The organism is Arthrobacter sp. B0316-1-20, assembly GCF_059091865.1.
The window spans coordinates 74,578-101,429 of record NZ_JBNHHC010000021.1 but is presented as its reverse complement, the minus strand read 5'-3'; the positions used below and the strand labels follow the sequence as shown (position 1 = coordinate 101,429).

Below are 26,852 nucleotides of genomic sequence, written 5' to 3'. Positions count from 1 at the left end.
TCGTCTGTGCCGAGTGCTACGTTGGCCCGATAACCAGCGACAAGCGCCGCGTGGACGGAGGTCGATCGTGAGCGGATCCACCGCAACCAAGAAGCAGCCGGAGCTGAAGAGGGCCCTCGGCACCAAACTTCTGCTGCTATTCATCGTGGGCGACATCCTGGGAACCGGCGTGTATGCGCTGACCGGGCAGGTGGCCGGCGAAGTGGGCGGCGCGGCCTGGGCGCCGCTGCTGCTGGCCTTCGTCGTGGCCACCATCACCGCGTTCTCCTATCTGGAGCTGGTGACCAAGTACCCGCAAGCGGCGGGCGCAGCGCTCTACACGCACAAGGCTTTCGGGATCCATTTCCTCACCTTTTTAGTGACGTTCGCCGTGCTCAGTTCCGGCATCACCTCGGCCTCCACCGCGGCCAAGTTCTTGGGCGAGAACTTCATTGCCGGCTTCAATCTGGACTGGGACCAGACCGGGGTGACCTGGGTGGCCATCATCTTCATGGCCGTCCTGGCCGCCATCAACTTCCGCGGCGTCAGCGAATCGGTGAAGTTCAACGTGGTGCTGACCCTGGTGGAGTTCACCGGCCTGCTGATCGTGATTCTGATCGGATTCTGGGCGATGAGCCAGGGCAATGTGGATTTTAGCCGGGTGATGGTCTTCGAAACCTCGAATGATAAGAGCGTTTTCCTTGCCATCACCGCCGCCACTTCCCTGGCCTTTTTCTCCTTCGTGGGGTTCGAGGATTCGGTCAACATGGCCGAGGAAACAAAGGACCCGTCCAAAATTTTCCCCAAGGTCATGCTCACCGGCCTAGGCATCACCATGATTGTGTATCTTCTGGTGTCCATCACCGCGGTGGCCATTGTGCCGATCGGGCAGTTGTCGGAGAGCCCAACGCCGCTGCTGGAAGTTGTGCAGGTCGGCGCGCCGGGCCTGCCGGTGGACGTGCTCTATCCGTTCCTGTCCATGTTCGCGGTGGCCAACACAGCGCTGATCAACATGCTGATGGCCAGCCGCCTGCTTTACGGCATGGCCCGCCAAGACGTGCTGCCGCATTTCCTGGGCAAAGTGCATTCGAACCGCCGTTCCCCGTGGGCCTCGATCATCTTCACCACGCTGATCGCCTTTGTCCTGATTTTCGTGGTCACCAATGTGATGGGCGCCGAGACCGTCACTGCCCTCGGCGGCACCACCGCGCTGCTGCTGCTGGGCGTCTTTACCGTCGTGAATCTGGCCGTGCTGGTGCTGCGCCGGAACCCGGTGGACCGCAAGCACTTCCGGACCCCCACGGTGCTGCCCTTCCTGGGCATGTTCACCTGCCTCTTCCTGGTGGGTCCGTGGGCGCAGGATCCCATCGAGTACCAGATTGCCGGCCTGATGATCGGCCTGGGCTTGGTGCTCTGGGTGATCACTTGGCTCTGGAACCGCGGTGCCCACGGCAGGAGGACCAGGTTCCGCCGCCCGGAGGAACTGGGCGAATGAGTTCGGGCTCTGGTGGGTAAGGACACTCGTAACAACGACGGCGGAATCCGTCCGCTCAAGATGACAGGCAGCAGAAAGGAAGGCCATGGCCGCTGACAAACTGGTGACAGGCACGCTGAACCAGAAGGACATCGCGTCGTATCTGGACTACCACCTGCTGGGCTCGGCGGCCGGCGTGCAGTTGTTCGACGCCGTCCGCCAGGCTTGGGCGGGCACTCCCCACGAAGCCGAGTTCCGGAAGCTGCGGGATGAACTCTCTGCCGAGCGCAAGGAACTGAAGGCGCTGCACCGCAGCTTCGGCCACCGGCGCAACAAGCTCAAGCGGCTCGGCTCGATGGCCGGGGCCGCCATCAGCAAGCTGAATCCGCTCAATCCGACGCGTGCGTCAGGCGGCGTGGGAACCCAGTTGGAGCTTGAGTCGCTGATGTCCGCCCTGCGCGGCAAGCAGTGCATGTGGCAACTCCTGGCTGCCTTGGCGCCCAGCGATCCCCGCTTGGATGCGCTCCGCTTCCAAGAACTGGAGGCGCAGGCGGTGGCCCAGCAGAAACGCGTGGAACGGATGATGAATTCCACTGCGGCCCGGCGTTTCCTCGCTTCGTCCTAGGCGAAGCCGCTTCGTGCGAAGCGAGGACCGCGGGGCAGGTTGCTTGCCGCGGGCCGGGGCTAGCTGGCGGCCGGTTCCTCGTACTTCGGGAAGATCGGCGTGGGAGCCGGCAGCGGAGTGCCGGGCACCAACGCCGAGCCGATCGCCGCGAAGTCGCGGGCGCCGTCGTCGTGCTGTCCCAGCACGTCCAGCAGCTTGCCGGCGGACGTGGGCATGACCGGCTGGACCAGGATGGAGACAATGCGCAGCACCTCCAGCGTCACGTAGAGCACCGTGTTCATCCGCTCCACGTCCGTTTTGCGCAGCACCCAGGGAGCCTGCTCCGCGAAGTAGGCGTTGGTGTCGCCGAGCACGGTCCAGATGGCCTCGAGCGAGCCGTGGAAGTCCTGCACCTCGTAGGCCGCGCGCGATTTCTCCAACAGGCGTTCGGCGCGGGCCAGCAGTTCGTGGTCTTCGGGCGCCAACGTGCCGGGCTGCGGGACCTTGCCCTCGCAGTTCTTGGCCACCATGGACAGCGAACGCTGGGCCAGGTTGCCCAAATTATTGGCCAGGTCCGCGTTCATCCGGCCCACTACGGCGTCGTGGCTGTAGGAACCGTCCGCGCCGAAGGGGACCTCGCGCAGCAGGAAGAAGCGCACCTGGTCCAGGCCGTACTGGGCAACCCAATCAGCCGGCGCCACCACGTTGCCCAGCGACTTGGACATCTTGACGCCGTTGTTGTTCAGGAAACCGTGGATCATCACCCGCTTGGGCAATTCCAGCCCGGCGGACATCAGGAAGGCCGGCCAGTAGACGGCGTGGAAACGGGAGATGTCCTTGCCGATCACATGGACATCGGCCGGCCAGTACTTCTTGAAGGACTCGGACTCGGTGTCCGGGTAGCCGACGCCGGTGAGGTAGTTGGTCAGCGCGTCCACCCAGACGTACATGACGTGCTTGTCATTGCCCGGCACCGGGACGCCCCAGTCGAACGTGGTGCGGGAGATGGACAGGTCCTCCAGTCCGCTCTTGACGAAGCTGATGACCTCGTTGAAGCGGCTCCGGGGCGCGCCGAAGCTGGGCTGCTCTTCATAGAGCTTGAGTAGCTTGTCCTGATACTGGGAGAGCCGGAAGAAGTAGCTCTCCTCCTCGGTCCAGGTCAGCTCCGTGTCCGTCTGGATGGAGTAGCGCTTGCCGTCCTCGCGGAGCTCGGTCTCGTCCTCGGCGTAGTAGGCCTCGTCGCGGACCGAGTACCATCCCTCATACTTACCCAGATAGATGTCCCCGGCCTCTTCCATCTTCTTCCAGACAGCTTGGGAGGCCTCGTAGTGGTCGGGATCGGTGGTGCGGATAAACCGGTCGTAGGAGATTTCCAGGACCTGGTGGGCGGACTTGTACGCCGCCGTGTTCCGGTCCACCAGTTCCTTGGGCGAGATGCCCTCCTTGGCCGCCGTCTGGGCGATCTTCATGCCGTGCTCGTCGGTGCCGGTCAAGAACATCACATCGTAGCCGTCCAACCGCTTGAAGCGGGCCATCGCGTCCGTGGCGATGTACTCGTAGGCATGGCCGATATGCGGCACGCCGTTGGGGTACGTGATGGCCGTGGTGATGTAGTACGGGGTCTTGGGCTCAGAGGAGGTCACCCTATGAAATTACCCTCTGCGTTCGGCGGTTGTCGAAAAAGGCCCGGGGCTGGATTCGAGTAGTGGATCAATGGCCACCGCACCAATACGGCAACTTGACCGAGGGAGGTCATCCACAGCATCTGCGGGGCTATGGACTGAGGTCCCGCGCGCAGGCAGATTGTTGCCATGCCTTCCTCAATGACGCCGCGGCTGGATATTCCTCCCGGCCAGCTGAAAACATTTTCGGAATTGCGCACTGCTGGCTTTGAAGAAAGCGACGTCCGCGCCGCGCTGCGGGAGCGAAACATCTTCCGGCTGAGGCACGGGGTCTACATTTCCGCCCCCTTCTGGCGAACGCTGAAGTCGTGGGAACGCGATACCTGGGTTGTGCGGGCTCATCACCGAGCAACGCGATCAGCCTTGATCTACAGCCATGTTTCGGCGGCACGGCTATGGGGCTTAGACGTATGGAACGCACCGACGGAAATACACGTAGCCCAGAGGTCGCGGCACGGGGACAATTCAGTGGGAGTGGTACGCCACAAGATGACTATCCCAGCTGGTCAGTGGGTTGAGCAGGACGGACTCCTCCTAACGACCAGGGAACGTACCGTGGTTGATTGCGCAAAGCTGCTGCCGTTTGAGTTGGCGACTGTCATTGCTGATTCCGCGCTCCGGTCCGGAGCTCAGCAGGCAAAGATCTGGGCCATCATCGAGGACCAGGCAGGGTTCCGAAACATCAGCAAGGCGCGGCAGGTGATGTCGGATGCGAGCGGATTAAGCGAGTCTCCTGGCGAATCCCGGCTGCGGCTGAAAGTCATCGGATGGGGCTTTCCCCCGCCGGTATTGCAGTATGAGCTCGAGACGTCCCACGGCAGGTACCGGGCCGACATGGCCTGGCCTGACATCAAGTTGATTCTCGAGTTCGACGGCGACACCAAATACAGCGGCGGGGTGGCCACGGGGTCCGTACTGCTCAAAGAGCGGAAAAGGGAGACGTCGCTCATGGAGGATGGCTGGAACTTTATCCGCGTCCGCTGGCAGGATCTGAGCGACGACGACGCCTTGAGGGGCCGTCTTGTCCATGCGTACAACAGGGCGCTCCGGGCCAGCCAGCCGGCGGCGTAGCTGGAAACCGTTCGCCGTGCCCCGTTCTGGAACAGTACGCCGCCGAGACGGGGAAAATCTGTGAGGGCAGGGTCCATGGGCCCTGCCCTCACAGATTTTCCCCGCCTTCGCAGGCAGAGGGCAGAGGGGCGGAGCCTCCGGCGGGCCCGCGCCTGCCAAGTCTCCAGGCCCGCCGGAGTCCGCGGGCCTAAGGCTCCCCAAGCTGGCGGGGTCCAGACTCCGTCAGCCAGAAGTGACCTGGTTTGGCCTTAGTTCATCTTGGTGCTGCTGTCAGCGGCCTTGATGAGTTCCTGGTCGTGGGAGGCCACGAGCACGGCGATGCCGTCCTGGGTGGTGTCCTTCAGGATGTGGATGATCTTGTTGGCCTGTTCGCGGTCCAGGTTGGCGGTGGGCTCATCCACCACCAGGACCTTGGTGCCCAGGATCAGAGCGCGGGCGATGGCGACGCGCTGGCGTTCGCCGCCGGAGAGCTGGCCGGGGCGGTGCCGCATGCGGCGGCCCAGACCGACCAGGTCCAGCAGGTCCTTGGCCATCTCGGTGCGCTCTTCGACCTGGCCGTCGGGAACGGCCGGCAGCAGCACGTTCTCCAACGCGCTCATGCCGTCGATCAGCGCCCCGCCCTGGTCCACGTAGCCGATCAGGGCACGGCGGCGGTCGGAGATCTCGTCGTCATCCATGGCGCTGAGCGCGTCGCCCTGCCAGAACACCTCGCCGGCCGTGGGCTGCTGGAGCCCGGCCGCCACGGTGAGGATGCTGGTCTTGCCGGAGCCGCTGCGGCCGGCCAGGCAGTGCATGGTCCCGGCTTCGAGGCCAAGGTCGAAGTCCTCGGCGATCACCAGAGGTTCGGCGCCGCCATCGTACCGGATGGTGATGCCTCGCAGCTCCACCGGCATGGCGTGGTCCTCGGTGCGCTCCTTGATGGCAGCGCGGGTCAGGCGTTCTTCAATCATTTCCGAGTCCTTGTCATCAAAACAAACCAGAGGAGCACTGCCACAATGCCAGCGGCAGCGGCCCACACCGCGGCGTGCGGTGCAATAAACAGGGCAGTTACGACGGCGCCGATGATCGCCAGCGGCAGCGCGATGGCTGCGGTGATGCCGGCTTCGCCGCGGCGGGCCTGCAGCAGCAGCGTGGGCGTCCAGCCCATGGCGCCCAGGATGGCGAACTGTTCGCGCTTGCGCTGGGCTTCAAACCGGGTGGTCATTAGCGCCAACAGCAGCGCAGTCACGACGCCGAGCAGCGCCAGCGCAACGTTGAGGCCGCTCAGCTGCGACGCCGCCAGCGACCCGAGCGCGGTGCTGCCGGCTGCGCGCGGGATGTCGGCCAGCACTGCGACCAGGGCTCCGGACGCGGCACCAAGTACGGCCACGGCCAAGGCAATGGCCACGGTGTTGAACCGATTAGTGCTCAGTTGCCGGGCGGCGAACTGCAGCGGCGTCTTGACGGACGGCACGCCGGCGGCACCGGACGGTTCGGTATCCGCCTTCGGGTGCGGCTTGAGCATGGCGGCCGAAATGAACGCGGAGGCACCGTAAACCACCAGCGCGATGAGCGACACCCACAAGGTCACAGCGCTGCGGCTGATGGCACTGGCGATGACCGCCACCGCGAGCACGGCCACGCCGCCGACCAGCAACTCGTTCAGGAACCAGGACCGGATGCGGCGCCGGTTCCAGCCCATGGCCCGCAGCGTCACGGCTTCGGTGCGGCGCGAGCGGGTGAAGGCCACGGAGCTTGCGGCGGTCAACAGGGCGGCACCGCCGACGGTGAGGGCCAGCAGCGCTGCGCTGGAGGCGCTCAGGGCACCTTGGACTTCGCCGGCGGCGCCCTGGCGGACCCAGGACTGCTGCACGGTGCCGAGGTCGCTGACCGTGCCGGATGCGTCCTTGTGGTAGTCCGGAACGTAGATGGAGACGTCTTCGCGCGCCGAACCGGCGACGACCTGGGTATCCAGTCCAAGGTCCTCGATGGCGGCGGCGACGGCGTTGATCTGGTCTTCGGCGTCGGCCCATGAACCGCCGGCGTTGACGCGGACCCGGACGGCGTCGATCACGGCTTCGTCCGCGCTGGTGCCGCGTACTGCGGCAAGCCCGGCGAAGTCGGTGATGGCGCCGGCGGACTGCACGGCCAGGCCGGCACCGCTGAGGCCCGGCTTCATCACCGTTTCGTCGATCTTTTTGCCGTCGGCGTCCTTGGTGATCGTCACCGGCGTCGGGTCGTAACCGCCCAACGGCAGGTAGTTCACGTCGCCGGCGGCCTCCCGGACGGCCGCGGCGTCGAAGGTGCCGTAGACGAAGGGCAGCGGAGTGGCCGAATCGCTGCCGGAATCCACGGTGCTGCGGTACGACTGCTCTTCCACCGGTGCGCGCTGGCTCTGGTCCGGTTCCAGCTGCCACTGGAGGGTCTTCTCCGGCAGCTTGTTGACCTGGATCCAGCCCTGGGGCTTGGCAGTCTGTTCCGCGCTGCCGTTGCTGGCGGCGTCGCCGAGGGCGTAGTCCGGGTTGGACATGAAGTCAGTGGTCCAGACCGGAGGCTGGTGCAGCCCGGCGACCATCTGGACGCCGCCGGAACCGAGCAGGTAGTTGTAGTCCTCGCCGCCTGGCCAGCGCAGCTGGAACGGCTTGCTGGACGCGAAGGGCAGGTAGCCCTCCCCCAGCTCCTTGCTGACGGTGCCGACTTCCTTGACGGTGTTGCCGGCGTCGTCCAGTTCTTCGATGGTGACCGAGTAGGTCAGGTCCAGTTCGGTGCCCGACCGGACCACCATGGGGATAACCTGCGACTCGTCGTCGAGCGTGCCGGCTTCCACCGCGTTCTGGTACTGGACGAAGAACGGGCTCCAGAACTGGAACGGGTGCCCATCGATAGCGGCGCCTTCGCCGCCCTCGGCGAACATGCCCATGCCGAACTGCGAGGAGAAATACTGGCCCAGTTCCTGGGCGTTGCGGTCGCTGGCTTCCGGTGCCTGCTTGAGTGGAGCCAGGAAGTCGCCGGCCTCGCCGAGCAGCGCGGATTCGGCGGCGGGATCCACGGCAACAACGGTTTCGGTGATCTGCGGCAGCATCGGCAGCGCGATGGTGGTGTCAAAGTCGCCGTGCATGCTGCCACCGGCCGGGTCCGGGAACTTGATTCCGGTCTCGCCCTTGGGAGCCACGGTGCGCAGGCTGGTGCCGCCGGGAACGTCCAGTTCCTCCAGCTTCGCCTGGCCCAGTGAGCCTTCGGCGGCGGTTTCGAACAAGACGGTGTCGTTCAGGCCGTCGGAGCTGACGGCCTTGGCGGTGATCCGGTAGTTGGTCGCTTCCTCGTTGAACACGGAGGCTGGCTCCGGCCACTCGGCTTCAGGCACGGCGTCCTGGATTCCCTGCGACTTCAGGTACTGCTCGATATTCGGGTTGTAGCCGACGTAGTCCGTGGCCTTCAGCTGCGGGAACTCGATGTCCTGGACCACCTTGGACACCAGCGAAATCGGTGCGGCGACGGAAACGCCGTCGATCCCGCGGACCTGGTCAAGGTCAGACGCAGCAATGCCGCCGGTGCCGGAAAGGAAGTCAGGCTGGCGCAGTTCGTCCCCGCCAGTGCCACCGGGAAGGACCAGGATGTCGTAGACGCCGCGGGTGTTTTCGTCCACCACCCGGGTCAACGCTGCCTGTGCCCGGCCCTGGACAAAAATGGAAAGAACCATCGCGGCTATGAGGACGGCAACCGTGAGCACGAGCGACCGGCTGCGCAGAAAGCGCGACGCGGCGTTGAACCGGATTTCCAAAAAATCACTCCATACGGCGGCAATGAGGTCAAAGGTCACATTAACCCGGCATTAAGGTTCTCATGAGGTGCGCGCTGTCGAGGAATCGACCCGCGTGCATGCCTTAAGCCCGCCGGCCCCTACGTGTACAGCAAGGACCGGGCGGGCTTGAGCGCGTCGGAAACGTTAGTCCTTCAGGTCCACTTCGCGGGCTACCACGGCGCCGATTTCAGCGCTGAGCTGGTCCAGCAGGTCCTGCGGCAGGGCGCTGTCCACGGTCAGCACGGCCAGCGCCTGCTTGACGTCCTCATTGCGGGCGACCTGCATGCCGGCGATGTTGATGTCCTGCTCCCCCAGCAGCCGGCCGAGCGTGCCAATGACGCCGGGACGGTCCTCGTAGAGGAACACGATGACGTGTTCGCTGATCGCCATTTCCACTTCGTAGCCGTTGATGGCCACGATCTTCTGGATCTGCTTGGGGCCGGTCAGCGTTCCGGATACGGAGATCTGCGAACCGTCGGACAGCGCACCGCGGATGGTGAGCACGTTGCGGTACTCTTCGGACTCGGTGGTGGTGATCAGGCGGGTGTTGATGCCACGCTGTTCGGCCAGTACCGGGGCATTGACGTAGGAGACCTGCTCCGAAACGACGTCCTTGAACACACCCTTGAGCGCGGCCAGTTCCAGCGCCTTGACGTCGAACTCGGCGATTTCGCCGGCGACCTCGACGTCGATCTGGGTCACCGAGTCGTGAGTCAGCGCCGTGAAGATGCGACCGAGCTTTTCGATCAGCGGGATGCCTGGGCGGACGTCCGGCGCGATCACGCCGCCGGCGACGTTCACGGCGTCTGGCACCAGCTCGCCGGCCAGCGCCAGGCGCACCGACTTGGCCACGGAGATGCCGGCCTTTTCCTGGGCTTCAGCGGTGGAGGCGCCCAGGTGCGGGGTGACCACTACGTTGTCCAGCTCGAAGAACGGCAGGTCGGTGCTGGGCTCGGTGACGAAGACGTCGATGGCGGCGCCGGCGATCTTGCCTTCCTTCAGCGCGTCATACAGGTCGGCTTCGTCAATCAGGCCGCCGCGGGCCACGTTGACCACGTAGGCGCTGGCCTTCATCTTCTCGAAGGCCTCGGCGCCGATCATGCCCACGGTCTCCGGGGTCTTCGGCATGTGGATGGTGATGAAATCCGACTGCTCGAGCAGTTCGTCCAGGCTGACCAGCTGAACGCCCAGCTGGGCGGCGCGGGCGCTGGTCACGTACGGGTCGTAGGCCAGGATCTGGGTCTCAAAAGCCTGCATCCGCGCGGCGATCAGGGCGCCGATGCGGCCCAGGCCGATGATGCCGATCTTCTTTTCGTAGAGCTCGGTGCCGGTGTACTTGGAGCGCTTCCACTCGCCGCCCTTGAGCGAGGCGTTGGCGGACGGGATGTGGCGGGCCAGGCCCAGGATGTGTCCGATGGTCAGTTCCGCGGCGGAGATGATGTTGGAGGTCGGCGCGTTCACGACCATGACACCGGCCTGGGTGGCGGACTTGATGTCCACGTTGTCCAAGCCCACGCCGGCGCGGGCGATGATCTTCAGGTTCCTGGCCGCGGCAATGGCCTCGGCGTCCACCTTGGTGGCGGAGCGAACCAGGATGGCGTCGACGTCGGCAATCGCACCCAGCAGCTGGGACCTGTCGGCTCCATCGGTCTGTCGGATCTCGAAGTCGGGCCCGAGGGCTTCGATGGTAGCTGGGGAGAGTTCCTCCGCAAGGAGAACTACTGGTTTTTCCACAGGGGTTGTTCCTTCGCTGCATGCATGGTGATGGCCGTGCGTATCGATGGGGGTGCCTCCAGTCTAGAACGGCTGCGGCCTTCTCCCCCAGTTGTTACCGGCACCGGCGGACCCGGCGCGGGTAACGCCGGAACCACCGGAAGCCAAAAAGTGACGGCCGGCGCCCGCAGCGGGCGCCGGCCGTGGCACGGGACTAACGGGCTGCGACGCCCTCGGTGTAGTCGTCGTCGGACTTGATCCAGGAGAACAGCTTGCGCAGTTCGCGGCCGGTGGCCTCGATCGGGTGGTCTTCACCCTTCTGGCGCAGTTCCAGGAATTCCTTGGCGCCGTTGGCCTGGTCGTCCATGAAGCGCTTGGCGAAGGAGCCGTTCTGGATGTCCGCGAGGACAGCCTTCATGTTTTCCTTCACCTCCGGGGTGATCACGCGGGGGCCGGAAACGTAGTCGCCGAACTCGGCGGTGTCGGAGACGGACCAGCGCTGCTTGGCGATGCCGCCCTCGACCATCAGGTCAACGATCAGCTTGAGCTCGTGCAGCACCTCGAAGTAGGCGATTTCCGGCTTGTAGCCGGCCTCGGTCAGGGTCTCGAAGCCGTACTGCACCAGCTGCGAAGCGCCGCCGCAGAGCACTGCCTGCTCGCCGAACAGGTCGGTCTCGGTCTCTTCGGTGAAGGTCGTCTCGATGACGCCGGCGCGGGTGCCGCCGATGCCCTTGGCGTAGGACAGGGCCAGCGCCTTGGCGCCGCCGGTGAAGTCCTGCTCGATCGCGATCAGGTCCGGCACACCGCGGCCGGCTTCGAACTCGCGGCGCACGATGTGGCCCGGGCCCTTGGGGGCGACCAGGGCGACGTCGACGTTGGCCGGCGGCTTGATGAAGCCGTAGCGGATGTTGAAGCCGTGGCCGAAGAACAGGGCGTTGCCCTCTTCGAGCTTGTCCGCGATGGATTCGGCGTAGACCTTGGCCTGGACCTGGTCCGGGGTGAGGATCATGATCACATCGGCCTCGGCGGCCGCGTCGGCGACGGAGAGGACCTTAAGCCCCTCGGCCTCGGCCTTGGCGCGGGACTTAGAGCCCTCGGCCAGGCCAACGCGGACGTCCACGCCGGAATCGCGCAGGCTCAGGGCGTGGGCATGGCCCTGGCTGCCGTAACCGATGACAGCGACCTTGCGGCCCTGGATGATCGAGAGGTCGGCGTCGTCGTCGTAATACAGCTCAGTCACTTAAGTTTCTCCTGTTGGGTATTTCGTGGAAAGGAATCAGGCGGAACGCAGCGCGCGGTCGCTCATCGAGCGGGAGCCGCGGCCAATGGCCAGCGTTCCGGATTGGACAATTTCGCGGATGCCAAACGGCTCCAGCACTGCAAGCAGGGCCTCGAGCTTATCGGCGGTGCCGGTGGCCTCCACAACCAACGAGTCGGTGGACACGTCGACCACGGAGGCACGGAACAGATCTGCTGCCTGGGTTACCTGCAGCCGTGTTGCGGCATCCGCGCGGACCTTGACCAGGATGTGGTCGCGTTGCACGGAAGTTTCGGGAACCAGCTCGACGATCTTGATGACGTTGACGAGCTTGTTCAGTTGTTTGGTGACCTGCTCCAGCAGGTCCCCCTCGGCCTCGACCACCACGGTCATGCGGGAGAACCCGTCAGCTTCCGTGGGGCCGACTGCCAAAGAATGGATGTTAAACGCGCGGCGGGCGAAGAGGCTGGCGACGCGGGTCAGCACACCCGGGACGTCCTCCACCAGCACTGAAAGGGTATGGCGGGCCATGCCTAGTCCTCCTCTTCCCATACGGGGGTCATGTCGCGGGCAATCTGGATGAGGTCGTTGCTCACGCCGGAGGGGACCATCGGCCACACCATTGCGTTGGGGCTGACCACGAAGTCGATCACCACCGGACGGTCGTTGATCGCCAGTGCCTGCTGGATGGTGGCGTCGATGTCCTCCACCCGTTCGCAGCGCAGGCCCACGCAGTCGTAAGCATCCGCCATCTTGACGAAGTCCGGCACGCGCACGGTGTCGTGGCCGGTGTTCAGGTCGGTGTTGGAGTACCGGCCGTCGTAGAACAAGGTCTGCCACTGGCGGACCATGCCCAGCGAAGAGTTGTTGATCACCGCCACCTTGATGGGGATGTTGTTCAGCCGGCAGGTGGCCAGTTCCTGGTTGGTCATCTGGAAGCAGCCGTCGCCGTCGATGGCCCAGACCACGCGGTCCGGGTTGCCGACCTTGGCACCCATCGCGGCCGGCACCGAGTAGCCCATGGTGCCCAGGCCGCCGGAGTTCAGCCAGGCATGCGGGCGCTCGTACTTGATGAACTGCGCGCTCCACATCTGGTGCTGGCCCACGCCGGCAACGTAGACGGCTTCCGGCCCGGTCAGCTCGCCGATCCGCTGGATCACCTGCTGCGGGGCCACCAAGCCGTCGTCGGGTTCGGCGAAGCCCAGCGGGTAGGTCTCGCGGAGCCGGTTCAGCATGGCCCACCATGCGGAGAGGTCGGGCGTGCCTTCGGCGGCGAACCGCTCGCGGCAGGCATCGGCCAATTCCGGAATGATCTCCTTGACGGAGCCCACGATCGGCACATCGGCGGTGCGGTTCTTGGAGATTTCCGCCGGATCGATGTCCGCGTGGATCACCTTGGCACCCGGGGCGAACGTGCTCAGCACGCCTGTGACGCGGTCGTCGAAGCGGGCGCCCAGCGTGATCAGCAGGTCGGACTGCTGCAGCGCGGTCACCGCGGAGACGGAGCCGTGCATGCCCGGCATGCCCACATGCTGCGGATGCGAATCCGGGAACACGCCGCGGGCCATCAGCGTGGTGGCCACCGGGGCGCCCACCAGCTCGGCCAGCTCACGCAGCTCCCGGGCGGCGTGGGCCTTGATCACACCGCCGCCCACGTAGAACACCGGGCGCTCGGCCGCGGCGATCAGCTTGGCCGCCTCGCGGACCTGCTTTGAATGACCGCGCACCACCGTGCGGTAGCCGGGGATGTCGATCTTCGGCGGCCAAGAGAAGGTCATCATGGACTGCTGGGCGTCCTTGGCGATGTCCACCAGCACCGGGCCGGGGCGGCCGGTGGTGGCAATGTGGAAGGCTTCGGCCAGCACGCGCGGAATCTCCTGCGCCTTGGTGACCAGGTAGGAGTGCTTGGTGACCGGCATGGTGATGCCGACGATGTCCGCTTCCTGGAACGCGTCCGAGCCGATCACGGCCGAGGACACCTGCCCGGTGATCGCCACCATCGGCACCGAATCCATGTGCGCGTCGGCAATGGCGGTGACCAGGTTGGTGGCGCCCGGCCCGGAGGTGGCAATGCAGACCCCGGCGCGGCCGGTGACCATGGCATAACCCTGTGCGGCGTGGCCTGCACCCTGTTCATGACGGACCAAGACATGGTTGATCTTGGCCGAATCCATGAGCGGGTCGTAGGTGGGGAGGATAGCCCCGCCTGGCAACCCGAAGACGTCTTCGACGCCCAGTTCTTCCAGCGAACGGACAACGGCTTGTGAGCCGGTCATTTCCGTGGGCGGCACGATGTTGTTCGGCCCGACTACCGGGCTGAGGCCGTCCACGACGGAAGAGACAGAGGCAGCTACATCTTTGGTTCTGACAGCGTCGGCCGCGGCCGGCGCCTTGTTGGCCATCAGCGAGGGGCTGATTGGCGATCCCTTAGTCATCGGATTTTCCTTTGCGGATCTTTCGTTTCTGGCGATGTGCTTGCCGTCCTCCGCGAGCGGAAGAAGGCCCTGTGCTCTTCTGCAAATAAAAAAACCCCGTCGAGCCGGTTGGCTCCGATGGGGTTTAGCGCGTGACGTGGTCGAACCAGACGGGCGTTTACGCCACGCGCTTGATAAGGACGACCACGGATACGCTTTGCATGGCTTCAGTTTCTGCCACGCAGATATCAGTGTCAACCTGAGACATCAGTGTCTCATTATTTGGGCATTCGAGTCCAAAAGATGGACTTAACCCAACTCCCCTCAGTACGACGGCGGGGCGCGCCTGCGCCGGGCGGCTCGCCCCGCCGTCGTGGTTCAGCACTCATGGCTGAACCGCCGCGGGCTAGCCGCAGTAGGCGCCGGTGGAGGCGGAATTCACGAGCTTGGCGTATTTGGCCAGCACGCCGGTGGTGAACTTGGGCGCCAACGGCTCCCAGCCCACCCGGCGGGTTTCCAGTTCGGCTTCGTCCACCAGCAGGTCGAAGCTGCGGGCCGCGATGTCCACGCGAATCCGGTCGCCGTCGCGCACAAAGGCGATCGGGCCGCCGTCGACCGCTTCCGGCGCCACGTGCCCGATGCACAGGCCGGTGGTGCCGCCGGAGAACCGGCCGTCGGTGAGCAGCAGCACGTCCTTGCCCAGCCCGGCACCCTTGATCGCGCCGGTGATGGCCAGCATTTCGCGCATGCCCGGACCGCCCTTCGGGCCTTCGTAGCGGATCACCACCACGTCACCCGCCTTGATCTGGCCGTTGTCCAGCGCATCCAGCGCGCCCTGCTCACGCTCGAACACGCGGGCAGTGCCCTCGAAGACATCGGCGTCGAAGCCGGCGCTCTTGACCACGGCACCCTCGGGAGCCATCGAGCCGTGCAGGATGGTGATGCCGCCGGTCTTGTGGATCGGGTTGTCCAGCGCGCGCAGGATCTTGCCGTCGACGTCCGGCGGGTTGATCTCGGCCAGGTTCTCGGCCACCGTCTTGCCGGTGACGGTCAGGCAGTCGCCGTGCAGCAGGCCGGCGTCGAGCAGCGCGCGCATGATGACGGGGACGCCGCCGATCTTGTCGACGTCGGTCATGACGTAGCGGCCGAACGGCTTGAGGTCGCCCAGGTGCGGGATCTTGTCGCCGATCCGGTTGAAATCCTCGAGCGTCAGGTCCACCTCCGCTTCGCGGGCGATGGCCAGCAGGTGCAGCACGGCGTTCGTGGAGCCGCCGAAGGCCATGGTGACGGCGATCGCGTTCTCGAACGCCTTCTTGGTCATGATGTCGCGGGCCGTGATGCCCTTACGGAGCAGGTTAACCACCGCCTCGCCGGACTTGCGGGCAAATTCGTCACGACGGCGGTCGGCGGAGGGCGGTGCGGCGGAGCCGGGCAGGGACATCCCCAGCGCCTCTCCGATACACGCCATGGTATTGGCGGTGTACATGCCGCCACAGGCACCTTCGCCGGGACAGATCGCCTTTTCGATGCGGGTAAGGTCTTCCATGCTCATCTTCCCGGCAGCGCACGCACCGACGGCTTCGAACGCGTCGATGAGGGTGACTTCCTTTTCGGAGCCGTCCTCAAGCTTGACCCAGCCGGGCATGATGGAACCGGCGTAGAGGAAGACGGACGCCAGATCCAGCCGGGCGGCAGCCATCAGCATGCCGGGCAGGGACTTGTCGCAGCCGGCCAGCAGCACCGAACCGTCGATCCGCTCCGCCTGCATGACGGTTTCGACCGAGTCCGCGATGACCTCGCGGGAGACCAGCGAGAAGTGCATGCCTTCGTGGCCCATGGAAATGCCGTCGGAGACGGAGATGGTGCCGAACTGCATCGGGAAGCCGCCGCCGGCGTGCACGCCTTCCTTGGCGCCCTGGGCCAGGCGGTTCAGGGACAGGTTGCAGGGGGTGATCTCGTTCCAGGAACTGGCGACGCCGATTTGCGGCTTGGCAAAGTCGTCGTCCCCCATTCCCACTGCTCGGAACATCCCGCGCGCCGGAGCGGCGTGGATGCCATCGGTGACTACCCGGCTACGGGGCTTGATATCAGGGGTTACGTCCGCGCTCATGGGTTTGATTCTATGACCCACGCCGCAGTGTTCAGGGCATATTACGACGGCGGTGCCTTGCCGCGGTTGCCAAGGCGGCACCGGCGCGCCCACATCTGTGGTGTTGGCCACGCTCTCCTGTTAGTCTGCGCCCATGAAAGCCGGAAACAACGAGTACTTGGCCCGCGCCGTTGAAATCGCCGTGGAGAACGTCGGCAAGTCCGGCGGCCCCTTTGGCGCCACGGTGGTCACGCGGGACGGACAGATCTTCGACGGAGTGAATCGTGTGACCGCCACGAACGATCCGACGGCGCATGCGGAAGTGGTGGCCATCCGCCGCGCCGCCGCGGCGACCGGGTTCAATCTGGCCGGCGCGGTGCTGTATTCCAGCTGCGAGCCTTGTCCGATGTGCCTGGCCGCTGCGCTCTGGGCGCGGATCGATCGGGTTGTGTATGCGGCCGACCGCGACGACGCCGCCAGCTCCGGCTTCGACGATGCCTTGTTCTACGACTACTTCGGCCCCGAGGGCGACAAGCAGTTGATGCCCGTGGTCCGAGACGGCTACGAAACCACCGATTACCTGGCCCCGTTCCGACTCTGGGACCGGCTGCCGGACAAAGTAGAGTACTGACCCGCGCCGTGATCGAGCAAGGTTGCACCCGAAGTTGCCCCCTGTCCCAGCGGCGAGGGCGGGCTAAATCCGTGAGGGCAGGGGCCATGGACGCTGCCCTCACCGATTTACCCCGCCCTGACGAAAAAGCTGACGGATCGGCCGGGCGGTGATCGAGTAAGGCGGCCCGCCTCCGCACCCCGGTGATCGAGTAAGGCCGCTTGCGGGCGCATCGAGATCCAACCGCGCCGAGATCCGGCCGCCGGCCGCTAACCGAGCCGGCCCAGATCAGAGGGCGTGTCGATGTCTCCGCCGTCGGACAGGTCCGAGCAGTCCACCAGTTCCACCAGTTCGGGGTGCGCCGACAAGAAGGGGCGCGCACCGGCGTCGCCCGTCGCCTGCTCTGCTGCCTGGGCTGCCAAGCCGGGCGCGAAGAGCACCGGATGGCCGCGGCGCAGCTTTCCGTCCGGGCCGCGGTAGCCGGCGGCTATGATCCGCCCCGGCAGACCCGTGTGGATCAGGCGGGCCACCAGTTCCGGGCTGATTCCGGGCTGGTCCACCAGCGCAACCAGCACCGCTTGCTCCGGCCGAGCGCTCTGCACGCCGAGGCGGAACGAGCCGGCCATCCCTTCGCTCCACTGCTCGTTGACCAGAACTGCGCAGCCGGCCAGGTCCGTGGCCGTTTGCACTTCGGCCGCGCCGGCGCCCAATACCACCGCCACGCTGGCGCAGCCGCCCTGCCGGAGCACCTCCGCGATCCTCGAAACCAGCGGGACCCCGTCTGTGCCGGCCAGCAACGCTTTCGGCCCGCGGCCCAGCCGCCGCCCGGCGCCCGCCGCCAGCAGCACACCGTGGACAGGCGACTTCATCGGGCCCGCCCCTCAGCCCTGCTGACTGGCTATCGCGGCAGCCTCCTGCTGCAGCATGCCGATGACCCGGTGAACGCTGCTGCGTTCGGCTACATCGCTGCGGGCCAACACCACGATGCTTCGGTTGGCACGGATTCCCTCCAGCGGACGCATCACGAAACCGCGGGCCGTCTGCGCCTTCCGCGATGTGAAGCGCGGCACGATTGCCAGCCCGTGCCCGGCGGCCACCATGGCCTCCATGACGCGCAGGTCCGCGTAGCGCGTGGTCCGCTTGGCCAGCCGGCCGGTGCGCGCTTCGATCTGCCGCAACACCTGTTCAAAGGGAAATCCCGGGGGCACGCCGATCCACGGATAGCTGACCACATCCTCGGGCTTGAGGGCGTCGAATTGGGCCAACGGATGCCCGACTGGCAGGGCCACATCCAGTGGTTCGTCCAGCAAAGGCAACACGGTGATGCCGCTCCGGGCGAAGGCCTCCACGCCCTGCTGGCTGTGCGCCAGCACCAGGTCATAGTCAGCCGCCAGCCGCAGGAAGCCGTCCACGGAGGGATCCTCCATGCACGGTTCGAAGTGCAGTCCCTCGATCTCCTGCAGCCGGTACATCAAGCCCGGCAGGAACATTTCTGCGGCGCTGGGAAAGAACGCGGCACGGATTTGGTTCTGCCAGCCGCTGCGGTAACCGTCCACGGTGGCCTGCGCCCGCTCCATCGCGGCAGACACGTCCGAGGCAGCCGCTGCCATCGCCAGCCCGGCCTCGGTCAGGCGCACTCCCCGGCCGGCTTTTTCCACCAGTGTGACGCCCACTTCCTCCTGCAGCACCTTGAGCTGCTGCGACACTGCGGAAGCTGTGACCTTCATCGCAGCCGCTGTCGCGACGACGGACCCCCGGTCGCCGAGTTCCCGCAGAATTTGGAGCCGCCTGATGTCCATAAAGCGATCCTACAGAGTGTGCTAAGAAACATTAGATTGAACTTGACGGTCTGAGCAGTCGAGAATGTAGGCATGACAGTCTCAGTAGCCCTGACCGTAATGGGGATAGCCGCCGTCCTGGCGCGCCTCGCCGTAGTTGTTCGCCGTGACCACGGGCCCGTACCGCGCAGCCACGCGTGGCAGACCGACCACTCGGCCATGCCGGTGAAAGCGGTCGACGCCGTCTGACCTCCACCACCGCAATCGAGCGCCGGGCACCACAAGGGCCAGGCGCTTTTTTGTGGGTCCGGCGCCCAGGCTGGCGGAAAGCATTGCTCGCTTCCGCCACTGCAGGCGCCGTCCACCCAGCCCATCCCCGCAGATTTGAAGGCCACCATGCCCACCAGCGATGAACTCAAGGACGCGCTCAGCGCCATCTTTGATTCCCAAATTCCCAACTACGGAGACTACAACCTGGTCTTCGGCAGCAGCCGCCGTGACACCGTGCACGGTGCACCGGGTGGCGGCACCGGGCACTGCTACGTGATCGGCTACCGTTGGCGGCCGCAGGAACTGGTCGTCGCGCCGTTTGACGGCACCGGTCTGACCGCCGGCGGGATCCCCGTGGCCATCAACATGACCAACCTGTCGCACGCCGTCCAGCTGGGCGGCGGTGAGTACGAAGTGGGCACCAGCACTGGCCAGACGTTCCGCTTCGGCGTGCAGGCCGACGGCAAGCTGCCAGGTGAGGGGCGCACGATCGACCAGTCCGAGGACCAGCCCGACTTCCACCGCTTCATGGCGGAGCTGATCTTCCGGGCCTAGGCTGCCGCTCCCCCGGCCTCAATAGCCGCATTCAGGGCTGATTTTCCGGCCTTGGCCAGCCACGGGCCAGTCCTCCGGACCGGGCCGCCGGCTCTATGGACATCGTTCTCCACCGCACGTAACGTCGGGTCCAGTTGCACCATAACCATCATCTGGAAGGTGAAGTCCGTGGACAGGAGATGGGCCATCGGGTTCGTCGTCGTCACCAGCGTCGCCGCCCTGCTTTGGTGGCGGTTCTCCCGCAACTCCACCGACGCCGGAGCCCTGGCCCACGCGCCGGCCAACCTCACCAAACGCAAACTCCCCTCCGCCGAGAGTGGACCCCGCGCAGCCCAGCAGCCGGCCACGGCCGGCCACCAACAGAACGACGGCGATATCACCGCTGCAGCCCGGGACCAGGAGCGGCAGGCCCGCGACACCGACGCCGACCGGCCGCTTGGGGACGCGGGCAACCGGCAAGAGCACGTCGCCGACGCCATGTACGAGGAAGAAGTCCCCGAGACGGCTACCGAGGAAGACATGGTGGTGGAAGAGACGATGCCGGACTCCCCGGCCGGCACCACCACCTCGCAGGGTGCCGGCGCCGAGGAACCGCCGCCAGCCGAGGTCGAGGACGCCGCGGCCGAGCAATCGCCGCCCACCGCCGAACCGCTTTACGATGAAACCGAATGGCTCGGCTATGCCGGCGAAGCGGTCATCGAACCGACCGTCGCAGCTGAGAACGGAGACGAGCCGGACCGGCGAAGGGGATAACGAGTGCACGCCGAGAGGAAAAACCGCGCCACGCCGCTGCGATGTGCCGGGCTGGGGTTGGCAGTGGTGCTTGCCTCCGTCTTGGCCGGGTGCACCGGCGGCGTAAGCGGGACCCCGAACACCGGCGGCAGCGCCGCGTCCGCCCCGGAGGTGGGCACGGCCGCTTCCGGGCTGGACGAGCCCTGGTCCATTGCGGTGCTGCCGGACGGCAGCGCCCTCATCTCGGAGAACAACACCGGCCTGATCAAGCACGTAGTGGACGGCAAAACCGTGGCCTCAGTACCTGTGGAGTCCCCGCTGGAAACCACCGGCGAGGGAGGTTTGCTGGGCCTGGAGCCCAGCCCGGATTTCGACGCCGATGCCCGGCTCTACGTCTACCTCACCTCGCCGGAGGACAACCGTGTGGTCAGCTACCGCTGGAAAGACAACCAGCTCAGCGACCCTCGGGACATCGTGACGGGAATCCCCAAAGCCGGGAACCACAACGGAGGCAGAATCAAGTTCGGCCCGGACGGCTACCTTTACATCGCCACCGGTGACGCCGCAGTCTCCTCCCGGTCGCAGGATCGATCCTCGCTTGGCGGCAAGATCCTTCGCGTCACTCCCGACGGCGACCCCGCGCCCGGGAACCCATTCGGTGACAGCCCGGTGTACAGCTACGGCCACCGCAACGTGCAGGGGCTGGCTTGGGACGCGGACGGCAGGCTCTGGGCCACCGAGTTCGGCCCGGACCGGGACGATGAGCTTAACCTGATCGAAGCCGGCGGCAATTACGGTTGGCCGGAGGTGACCGGCGCTCCCGGCGACGATCGCTTTATCGACGCCAAAGTGGTCTGGCCGTCCACTGCGGACGCTTCCCCCAGCGGCATGGCCTTGGTGGACGGCACCGCATGGATCGCCGCGTTGCGCGGCCAGCGGCTGTGGAAGGTGGAGTTGGACGGCACCGAGGCCGGCGAGCCCGAGGCGTTTTACGCTGGCACCTACGGCCGGCTGCGCGACGTCGCTGCTGCCCCGGGCGGAGGGCTCTGGGTTCTGACCAACGGCACCGGCAATGACCGGATGCTGTCCATTCCTGTGAAGTAGGCTACAAAGGCCCGCTCGATTTCACTTTCGCGGAAATGTCCTGCTAGAGTTACATGTCGTTGCGAGGGAAAAAGCAGAGGGAAACCGCTGCTGAAACCTTCAGGAACAGATGCACCTCTAGCTCAACTGGCAGAGCAATTGACTCTTAATCAATGGGTTCCGGGTTCGAGTCCCGGGGGGTGCACGGACAAGCCCCGTCCGATCAAGCGAAACGCTTCGTCGGACGGGGTTTCTTTTTGCCCCGAGGCAGCAAGGCCGCCGGACTACCCGCGCAGAAACTCCGCACCGCCGTTACCAGTGACGCCAGCTTGTACCCGCACGGATTTCCCATTCACCAAGCTGCGCATCGTCAGTAGGATGAAGGTCCAGCCTGCGTTGGAGGGGTCCGTGATGAAAGCTGCGCGCTACTACGATCAGAGGGACATCCGGATCGAGGACATTCCAGAACCGGAGCTCAAAGCCGGAACGGTTGCCATCGACGTGGCGTGGTGCGGCATTTGCGGCACCGACCTGCACGAGTACCTTGAAGGACCGATCTTCATTCCGCCCAAGGGCTCTCCGCACCCCATCTCGGGCGAAGAGGCACCGGTGACCATGGGGCACGAGTTCTCTGGAACCATCACGGCCCTCGGCGACGGAGTCACCGACCTGGAAGTCGGCCAGAACGTCGTTGTGGAGCCCTACATCATCCATAGCGGCGTCGAGACCGGCCCCGGCCATGCATACCAGCTGTCCAAGGACATGAACTTCATTGGCTTGGGCGGACGGGGCGGCGGACTGTCCGAGAAAATCGTGGTGGAGCGGCGTTGGGTCCATGCGATCGGGGATATTCCGTTGGACCAGGCGGCGCTGATCGAACCGCTCTCGGTGGGACACCACGCCTTCGTGCGCAGCCAGGCACAGTCTGGCGACACCGCTATTGTCGGCGGAGCAGGGCCCATCGGCTTGCTGACCGCCGCCGTCCTCAAAGCCTCCGGTTTGACCGTCTACATCTCGGAACTCAGCGAGGCGCGCAAAAAGATGGCCCGGGACACTGGGGTCGCGGATCAGGTGTTCGACCCGAGGGAAGGCGATGTCGCCCAGCGGGTCCGTGACCTAACCGATGGAAAGGGAGCCGATGTCGGTTTTGAGTGCAGCTCGGTCCCGGTTGTCCTGAACATGCTGATGGATGCCGTCCGGCCGGGCGGCGTCATTGTCAACGTTTCCATCTGGGGCCACAAACCCGACGTGGACATGCCTTCCCTGGTGCTCAAAGAGATCGACCTGCGCGGCACCATCGGCTACGCGAACGACCATCCCAGCACCATCAAGCTGGTACAGGAGGGCAAGCTCGATTTGGCCCCGTTCATCACCGCGAAGATCCCGCTGGACGACCTGATCTCCGGCGGCTTCGACCAGCTCATCAATAACAACGAGGAGCATGTGAAAATCCTGGTGAACCCCCGAGCATGAGCGCTTCCCCAGCTTCCGCTGATCTGTGCAGCCGCCTTGGCCTGACCCAACCGCTGCTCAACGCCCCGATGGCCGGGGCCGCCGGCGGCCGCTTGGCTGCGGCGGTTTCGACCGCCGGCGGACTGGGCATGGTGGGCATCGGCGGCAGCGTGGCCACCGATTGGCTGGAGCGCGAGCTCACCTTGGCTGCAGCCTCGGGCAAGCCATGGGGAGCGGGGCTGATGGCATGGGTGCTGGAGGAGTCGCTGGAGCCGCTGCGCGTGGTGCTGGAGCACCAACCGGACCTGCTCTCTGTCAGCTTCGGAGATCCCGGAGCGGCCGCGTCGATGGCCCACGAGGCCGGTGCCTTGGTTGCCATGCAAGTGGGTAACGCGGCGGATCTTCAGCGTGCGCTGGAAGGCGACATCGACGTCGTCGTGGTCCGCGGTAGCGAAGGCGGCGGACACGGGCGAAATGACGTGGCGACCCTACCGCTGCTGCAGCTGGCGCTGGACCAGACGGACAAGCCGGTCTTGGCGGCCGGCGGGATCGCCACGGCGCGCGGTGTGGCGGCTGTGCTGGCTGCCGGCGCGCAGGGGGCATGGATCGGCACGCGCTTCGCGGCCTGCGCCGAATCAATCAGCCCCGCCCAGGTCAAGGAAGCCATCGCCCGCGCCGGCACGGAAGAGACGGTCTACACCCGTGCTTTCGACATCGCCCAGAAGGTGCCGTGGCCTGCCGAGTTCGGCGGCCGGGCGCTGCGCAACCAGTTCAGCGACCGCTGGTCCGGCGACCTGGAAGGGCTGCAGGACGAAGTGGCCGGGTCGTCGTCGATCACGGAGGAGATGGAGGGAGCACGCCGGAATGCGGACGTCGCCACGGCTCCTGTTTACGCCGGCCAGTCTGCTGGCATCACGCACGGAGGGGAATCGGCCGCCGACGTGGTGGCGGATCTTGCTGGGTTCCGCACCTACCTGCGGGCGTCAGCGTCCCGCTGGTAAAGGTCTTGGCCGCGTCTGCGAGAGGGGCGGGTCAGTCGCCGTCCTCGAAGCTTTCGAGCTCGCCCAAGTCGATGGTTTCGGCCGCCCCGATGCCGAAACGGGTGTTGCCCAGTCTGCGGATAATGATCGTCAGGCGTTCTTTGAGCTCGTCCATCTGGTCGCCGCTGCCACTGCTTAGCTGGCGCTCCAGTTCGGCGGCCTGCTTGAGCGCCAGGCGCCCTTCGTCGCTGATCTGCACGATTTGGCGCCGTCGGTCTACCTCGCTGCGAGCCCGGACAATGTGCCCGTGAACTTCAAGCCGGCCCAGCGTCTTCCCCATGGTCTGGGCCTGTACGCGTACTCGGTTGGCCAATTGTGCTTGGGTCATCTCGCCGTCGGCGGCCAGCACCTCAAGGGCGATGACACCGGCGTGGGTGAGTCCGAGGCCGGCCAGCTTGTCGTTCCACTCGTGCTCGACCAGCCGCGCAGCGGTGGAGAGCAACCGTGGCATCGGCCAATTTTTCAAATCTGGCATGCCCTCAAGTATACGTACCTTGCCCGCCCTGTCAGTGGTCTGGCTTGGCTATGCTGGTGATGAAACCCTAAATCGCTAAGGAGCTGCCCCATGGCCGAACGACTGTCTACCGGCGACATCGCGCCGGATTTCACACTTCAGGACTCGGCGGGCAACACCGTATCGCTGGCCGACTATCGTGGCCAAAACGTTGTGGTCTACTTCTATCCGGCTGCGTCAACACCGGGCTGCACGAAGCAAGCGTGCGATTTCCGCGACAGCCTCGCCTCGTTAAAGGGCGCCGGTTACGCGGTGCTGGGTATCTCCCCCGACCCGCTGCCCAAGCTGGTGAAATTCGCCGAGAACGAGCAACTGAACTTCCCGTTGCTCTCCGATGAGGACCATGCAGTGGCCGAGGCCTATGCAGCCTGGGGCGAAAAGAAGAACTACGGCAAGGTCTACGAGGGCCTGATCCGTTCCACCATCGTGGTGGATCCGGCGGGAAAGGTGGCTCTGGCCCAGTACAACGTCCGCGCCACCGGGCATGTGGCTAAATTGCGCCGCGATCTGGGCCTGGACAACTAGGCCCGCCTTCGTCCGGCGACCCTGCCGGAGGTCTGCCTCGATGCCGGTAGACTAATTGCTGTTCCGTTCCTGCCCGGAACACATGCGCGAGTGGCGGAATTGGTAGACGCGCTGGATTTAGGTTCCAGTGTCTTCGGACGTGCGGGTTCAAGTCCCGCCTTGCGCACCGCCGGCAAGAGCCCCGCAGCCTGGACGCTGCGGGGCTCTTCGGGTTAACGCCCCGGCCGCACCACCCCCGCGCCGGCCCCGCGCCTGCCGACGGTAGACGCGCGCCGCCGTCGTGCTTGCAGGGCGCTGTCATCAAATTGTGATGCTATTTGTCCCACGCCGGAACGTGAAACCGATGCTTTCGATCTTTCATGTGACTAAGCTCTCATCAAGCGGAGCCGTGCCATAGCGCGGCTCCGCCGGTCGCCGCACACACGGTCGGCGCCCCACCTCACGTCCACGAGGAGCAGTCCATGTCATTCACTGGAACCACTTCAGGTGGCCCGCGCCGAGGCCGGCGCACAGCAGCCGCTATAGCCGGCCTGGCCGCCGGCGCACTCATCCTGTCCGGCTGTGCCGAGAGCGAGCGCGGCGGCGGAACGGACGCCGCAAGCGAAGGCGGCGTCAACTCGACGTTCGTTTTCGCGGCATCCTCCGATCCAAAGTCGCTGGATCCGGCGTACGCGAGCGACGGCGAATCGTTCCGCGTGAGCCGGCAGATCTTCGAGGGCCTGGTGGGAGTGGAGCCCGGTACGGCCGATCCGGCACCGCTGCTGGCCGAATCCTGGGAAGCGTCCGACGACGGCCTGTCCTACACCTTCAAGCTGAAGGAAGGCGTGAAGTTCCACGACGACACCGATTTCAATGCCGACGCGGTGTGCTTCAACTTCGACCGCTGGTACAACTTCACCGGCGTCCAGCAGTCCCAGGCTGTGAGTTACTACTACGGCTCGCTGTTCAAGGGCTACTCCGACTCCCCCGAAACCGCCGTCTACGACTCGTGTGAAGCAGCCAGTGACACCGAAGTCACCGTCAAGCTGGCCAAGCCGTTCGCGGGATTCATCGCCGCGCTGTCGCTGCCCGCCTTCGCGATGCAGAGCCCGGCAGCGATGGAAGAGTTCAAGGCCGACGAAGTGGGCGGCTCGGCCGAGGCGCCGGTGCTGAGCGAATACGCCGAGGGGCATCCGGTGGGCACCGGACCGTTCAAGTTCGACAGCTGGGAGGCCGGCCAGTCGCTTGAGCTGTCCTATTTCGACGGTTACTGGGGCGACCGCGGACAGATCGACAAGATCATCTTCCGCATCATCGACGACCCGAACGCCCGCCGCCAGGCCCTGGAGGCCGGACAGGTCGACGGCTACGACTTGGTCGCCCCGGCCGACACCCAGGCACTCGCGGACGCCGGCTTCAAGATCGTCCCCCGCGATCCCTTCACCATCCTGTATCTGGGGCTCAACCAGAAGGTGAAGCCGCTGGCCGACCTGAAGGTCCGCCAGGCGCTCTCCTACGCGATTGACAAGGACGCGCTGGTCAAGCAGACGCTGCCCGAGGGAACCAAGGTCGCCTCGCAGTTCGTGCCGGACATGGTCAACGGCTACAACGAGGACGTCACCACCTACCCCTACGACCCGGCGAAGGCCAAGGAACTGCTGGCAGAGGCCGGCTACGCGGATGGGCTGGAGCTGGAGTTCAACTACCCGACGGGCGTTTCACGGCCGTACATGCCGACGCCGGAGCAGGTGTTCACCAACCTGAGCGCCCAGTTGGAGGAAGTGGGCATCACCATCAAGGCGCAGCCGGATAAGTGGGCGCCGGATTACCTGGACAAGGTCCAAGCCAGCGAGGACCATGGCATCCACCTGCTGGGCTGGACCGGCGACTACAACGACACTGACAACTTCGTCGGTGTGTTCTTCGGCCAGGAGAAGCCGGAGTTCGGCTTCGACAACAAGGAACTGTTCGACAAGCTGGCCGAGGCCCGCGGCACCAGCAAGGTGGAAGAGCAGACGCCGTTGTACGAGGAGATCAACGCCGACATCGCTGAATACGTCCCGGCCATCCCGCTGGCGCACCCGGCCCCGTCGCTCGCCTTCGCGCCCCGGGTGGAGACCTACCCGGCCAGCCCGGTGAATGACGAGGTCTTCAACATGATCAAACTGTCCGAGTAACTCCAGCCGCCGGGACCCGCCAGCTGCGGGTCCCGGCGTTACCACCCCACGGCAACAGGACGAGGCGCCGCG

At 65.6% G+C, this 26,852-nt stretch carries 23 protein-coding genes and 2 tRNA genes; 14 read left to right on the top strand and 11 right to left on the bottom strand.

Annotation, left to right across the window (positions count from 1 at the left end; genetic code table 11):
- Positions 1-67 precede the first annotated feature (67 nt).
- Entirely contained in the window at positions 68-1,474 is a 1,407-nt protein-coding gene (locus tag AC5RW2_RS27490; RefSeq protein WP_493964283.1) for an APC family permease, read from the top strand.
- A gap of 85 nt (positions 1,475-1,559) precedes the next feature.
- Entirely contained in the window at positions 1,560-2,078 is a 519-nt protein-coding gene (locus tag AC5RW2_RS27485; RefSeq protein WP_493964284.1) for a hypothetical protein, read from the top strand.
- Between the two features lie 59 nt (positions 2,079-2,137).
- Here AC5RW2_RS27485 and metG read toward each other — a convergent pair whose 3' ends face one another.
- Entirely contained in the window at positions 2,138-3,700 is a 1,563-nt protein-coding gene (gene metG, locus AC5RW2_RS27480) for a methionine--tRNA ligase (protein WP_493964285.1), read from the bottom strand.
- A 168-nt stretch (positions 3,701-3,868) separates the two neighbouring features.
- Here metG and AC5RW2_RS27475 point away from each other — a divergent pair, with 168 nt between their 5' ends.
- Positions 3,869-4,810 carry a hypothetical protein gene (locus tag AC5RW2_RS27475; RefSeq protein ID WP_493964286.1) on the top strand — a complete coding sequence of 314 codons (942 nt, stop codon included), beginning with the start codon at positions 3,869-3,871 and terminating at the stop codon, positions 4,808-4,810.
- A 248-nt stretch (positions 4,811-5,058) separates the two neighbouring features.
- On the opposite strand, the gene AC5RW2_RS27470 is transcribed toward AC5RW2_RS27475, so the two are convergent.
- The 7 genes from AC5RW2_RS27470 to ilvD form a co-directional block, all read right to left on the bottom strand.
- Complete coding sequence (locus AC5RW2_RS27470) at positions 5,059-5,760, bottom strand: ABC transporter ATP-binding protein (protein ID WP_493964287.1); 702 nt, start codon at positions 5,758-5,760, stop codon at positions 5,059-5,061.
- The gene (locus AC5RW2_RS27465) at positions 5,757-8,609 is read right to left on the bottom strand and encodes an ABC transporter permease (protein WP_493964288.1); all 2,853 of its coding nucleotides are present in this window, start codon (positions 8,607-8,609) and stop codon (positions 5,757-5,759) included. Before AC5RW2_RS27465 ends, AC5RW2_RS27470 begins: the two co-directional genes overlap by 4 nt.
- A 126-nt stretch (positions 8,610-8,735) precedes the next feature.
- On the bottom strand, positions 8,736-10,325 hold the full coding sequence (gene serA / locus AC5RW2_RS27460) for a phosphoglycerate dehydrogenase (RefSeq protein WP_493964289.1): 1,590 nt from the start codon (positions 10,323-10,325) through the stop codon (positions 8,736-8,738).
- A 193-nt stretch (positions 10,326-10,518) separates the two neighbouring features.
- The gene (gene ilvC, locus AC5RW2_RS27455) at positions 10,519-11,544 is read right to left on the bottom strand and encodes a ketol-acid reductoisomerase (RefSeq protein WP_493949944.1); all 1,026 of its coding nucleotides are present in this window, start codon (positions 11,542-11,544) and stop codon (positions 10,519-10,521) included.
- A gap of 36 nt (positions 11,545-11,580) precedes the next feature.
- Positions 11,581-12,093, bottom strand: coding sequence for an acetolactate synthase small subunit (gene ilvN / locus AC5RW2_RS27450; RefSeq protein ID WP_493949943.1), 513 nt, complete (start codon positions 12,091-12,093; stop codon positions 11,581-11,583).
- A 2-nt stretch (positions 12,094-12,095) separates the two neighbouring features.
- Complete coding sequence (locus AC5RW2_RS27445; protein ID WP_493964290.1) at positions 12,096-13,997, bottom strand: acetolactate synthase large subunit; 1,902 nt, start codon at positions 13,995-13,997, stop codon at positions 12,096-12,098.
- Between the two features lie 385 nt (positions 13,998-14,382).
- A complete protein-coding gene (gene ilvD, locus AC5RW2_RS27440) occupies positions 14,383-16,086 on the bottom strand; it encodes a dihydroxy-acid dehydratase (RefSeq protein ID WP_493964291.1) in 1,704 nt (567 codons plus the stop codon).
- A gap of 133 nt (positions 16,087-16,219) precedes the next feature.
- Between ilvD and AC5RW2_RS27435 the strand changes: the two genes are divergently transcribed.
- The gene (locus tag AC5RW2_RS27435) at positions 16,220-16,696 is read left to right on the top strand and encodes a nucleoside deaminase (protein ID WP_493949940.1); all 477 of its coding nucleotides are present in this window, start codon (positions 16,220-16,222) and stop codon (positions 16,694-16,696) included.
- Positions 16,697-16,944: 248 nt separating this feature from the next.
- Here the strand turns inward: AC5RW2_RS27435 and AC5RW2_RS27430 are convergent, their stop codons facing one another.
- On the bottom strand, positions 16,945-17,544 hold the full coding sequence (locus AC5RW2_RS27430) for a nucleotidyltransferase family protein (protein ID WP_493964292.1): 600 nt from the start codon (positions 17,542-17,544) through the stop codon (positions 16,945-16,947).
- Positions 17,545-17,556: 12 nt separating this feature from the next.
- Entirely contained in the window at positions 17,557-18,474 is a 918-nt protein-coding gene (locus tag AC5RW2_RS27425) for a LysR family transcriptional regulator (RefSeq protein WP_493949938.1), read from the bottom strand.
- A 72-nt stretch (positions 18,475-18,546) separates the two neighbouring features.
- Between AC5RW2_RS27425 and AC5RW2_RS27420 the strand changes: the two genes are divergently transcribed.
- From AC5RW2_RS27420 to AC5RW2_RS27390, 7 genes are all read left to right on the top strand, one after another.
- Entirely contained in the window at positions 18,547-18,702 is a 156-nt protein-coding gene (locus AC5RW2_RS27420; RefSeq protein WP_493964293.1) for a hypothetical protein, read from the top strand.
- A gap of 147 nt (positions 18,703-18,849) precedes the next feature.
- Positions 18,850-19,278, top strand: coding sequence for a hypothetical protein (locus AC5RW2_RS27415; RefSeq protein ID WP_493964294.1), 429 nt, complete (start codon positions 18,850-18,852; stop codon positions 19,276-19,278).
- A gap of 168 nt (positions 19,279-19,446) precedes the next feature.
- Complete coding sequence (locus tag AC5RW2_RS27410) at positions 19,447-20,031, top strand: hypothetical protein (protein WP_493964295.1); 585 nt, start codon at positions 19,447-19,449, stop codon at positions 20,029-20,031.
- A gap of 3 nt (positions 20,032-20,034) precedes the next feature.
- Positions 20,035-21,114, top strand: a complete 1,080-nt coding sequence (locus AC5RW2_RS27405; RefSeq protein ID WP_493964296.1) for a PQQ-dependent sugar dehydrogenase — start codon at positions 20,035-20,037, stop codon at positions 21,112-21,114.
- Positions 21,115-21,225: 111 nt separating this feature from the next.
- Positions 21,226-21,298 (top strand) — tRNA-Lys (locus AC5RW2_RS27400).
- A gap of 206 nt (positions 21,299-21,504) precedes the next feature.
- Positions 21,505-22,566 carry a 2,3-butanediol dehydrogenase gene (locus AC5RW2_RS27395; protein ID WP_493964343.1) on the top strand — a complete coding sequence of 354 codons (1,062 nt, stop codon included), beginning with the start codon at positions 21,505-21,507 and terminating at the stop codon, positions 22,564-22,566.
- Positions 22,563-23,546 (top strand): NAD(P)H-dependent flavin oxidoreductase, encoded by a 984-nt coding sequence (locus tag AC5RW2_RS27390; RefSeq protein WP_493964297.1) that lies wholly within the window; start codon positions 22,563-22,565, stop codon positions 23,544-23,546. Before AC5RW2_RS27395 ends, AC5RW2_RS27390 begins: the two co-directional genes overlap by 4 nt.
- 31 nt (positions 23,547-23,577) lie before the next feature.
- Here the strand turns inward: AC5RW2_RS27390 and AC5RW2_RS27385 are convergent, their stop codons facing one another.
- Positions 23,578-24,060: a MarR family winged helix-turn-helix transcriptional regulator gene (locus AC5RW2_RS27385; protein ID WP_493949931.1), complete on the bottom strand. Its 483-nt coding sequence runs from the start codon at positions 24,058-24,060 to the stop codon at positions 23,578-23,580.
- 90 nt (positions 24,061-24,150) lie between these two features.
- On the opposite strand from AC5RW2_RS27385, the gene bcp reads away from it, so the two are divergent.
- From bcp to AC5RW2_RS27370, 3 genes are all read left to right on the top strand, one after another.
- Positions 24,151-24,624 carry a thioredoxin-dependent thiol peroxidase gene (gene bcp / locus AC5RW2_RS27380; RefSeq protein ID WP_493949930.1) on the top strand — a complete coding sequence of 158 codons (474 nt, stop codon included), beginning with the start codon at positions 24,151-24,153 and terminating at the stop codon, positions 24,622-24,624.
- 84 nt (positions 24,625-24,708) lie between these two features.
- A tRNA-Leu gene (locus AC5RW2_RS27375) sits at positions 24,709-24,790 on the top strand.
- Positions 24,791-25,085: 295 nt separating this feature from the next.
- Positions 25,086-26,780, top strand: coding sequence for an ABC transporter substrate-binding protein (locus tag AC5RW2_RS27370; RefSeq protein WP_493949929.1), 1,695 nt, complete (start codon positions 25,086-25,088; stop codon positions 26,778-26,780).
- The last annotated feature ends 72 nt before the right edge of the window (positions 26,781-26,852 follow it).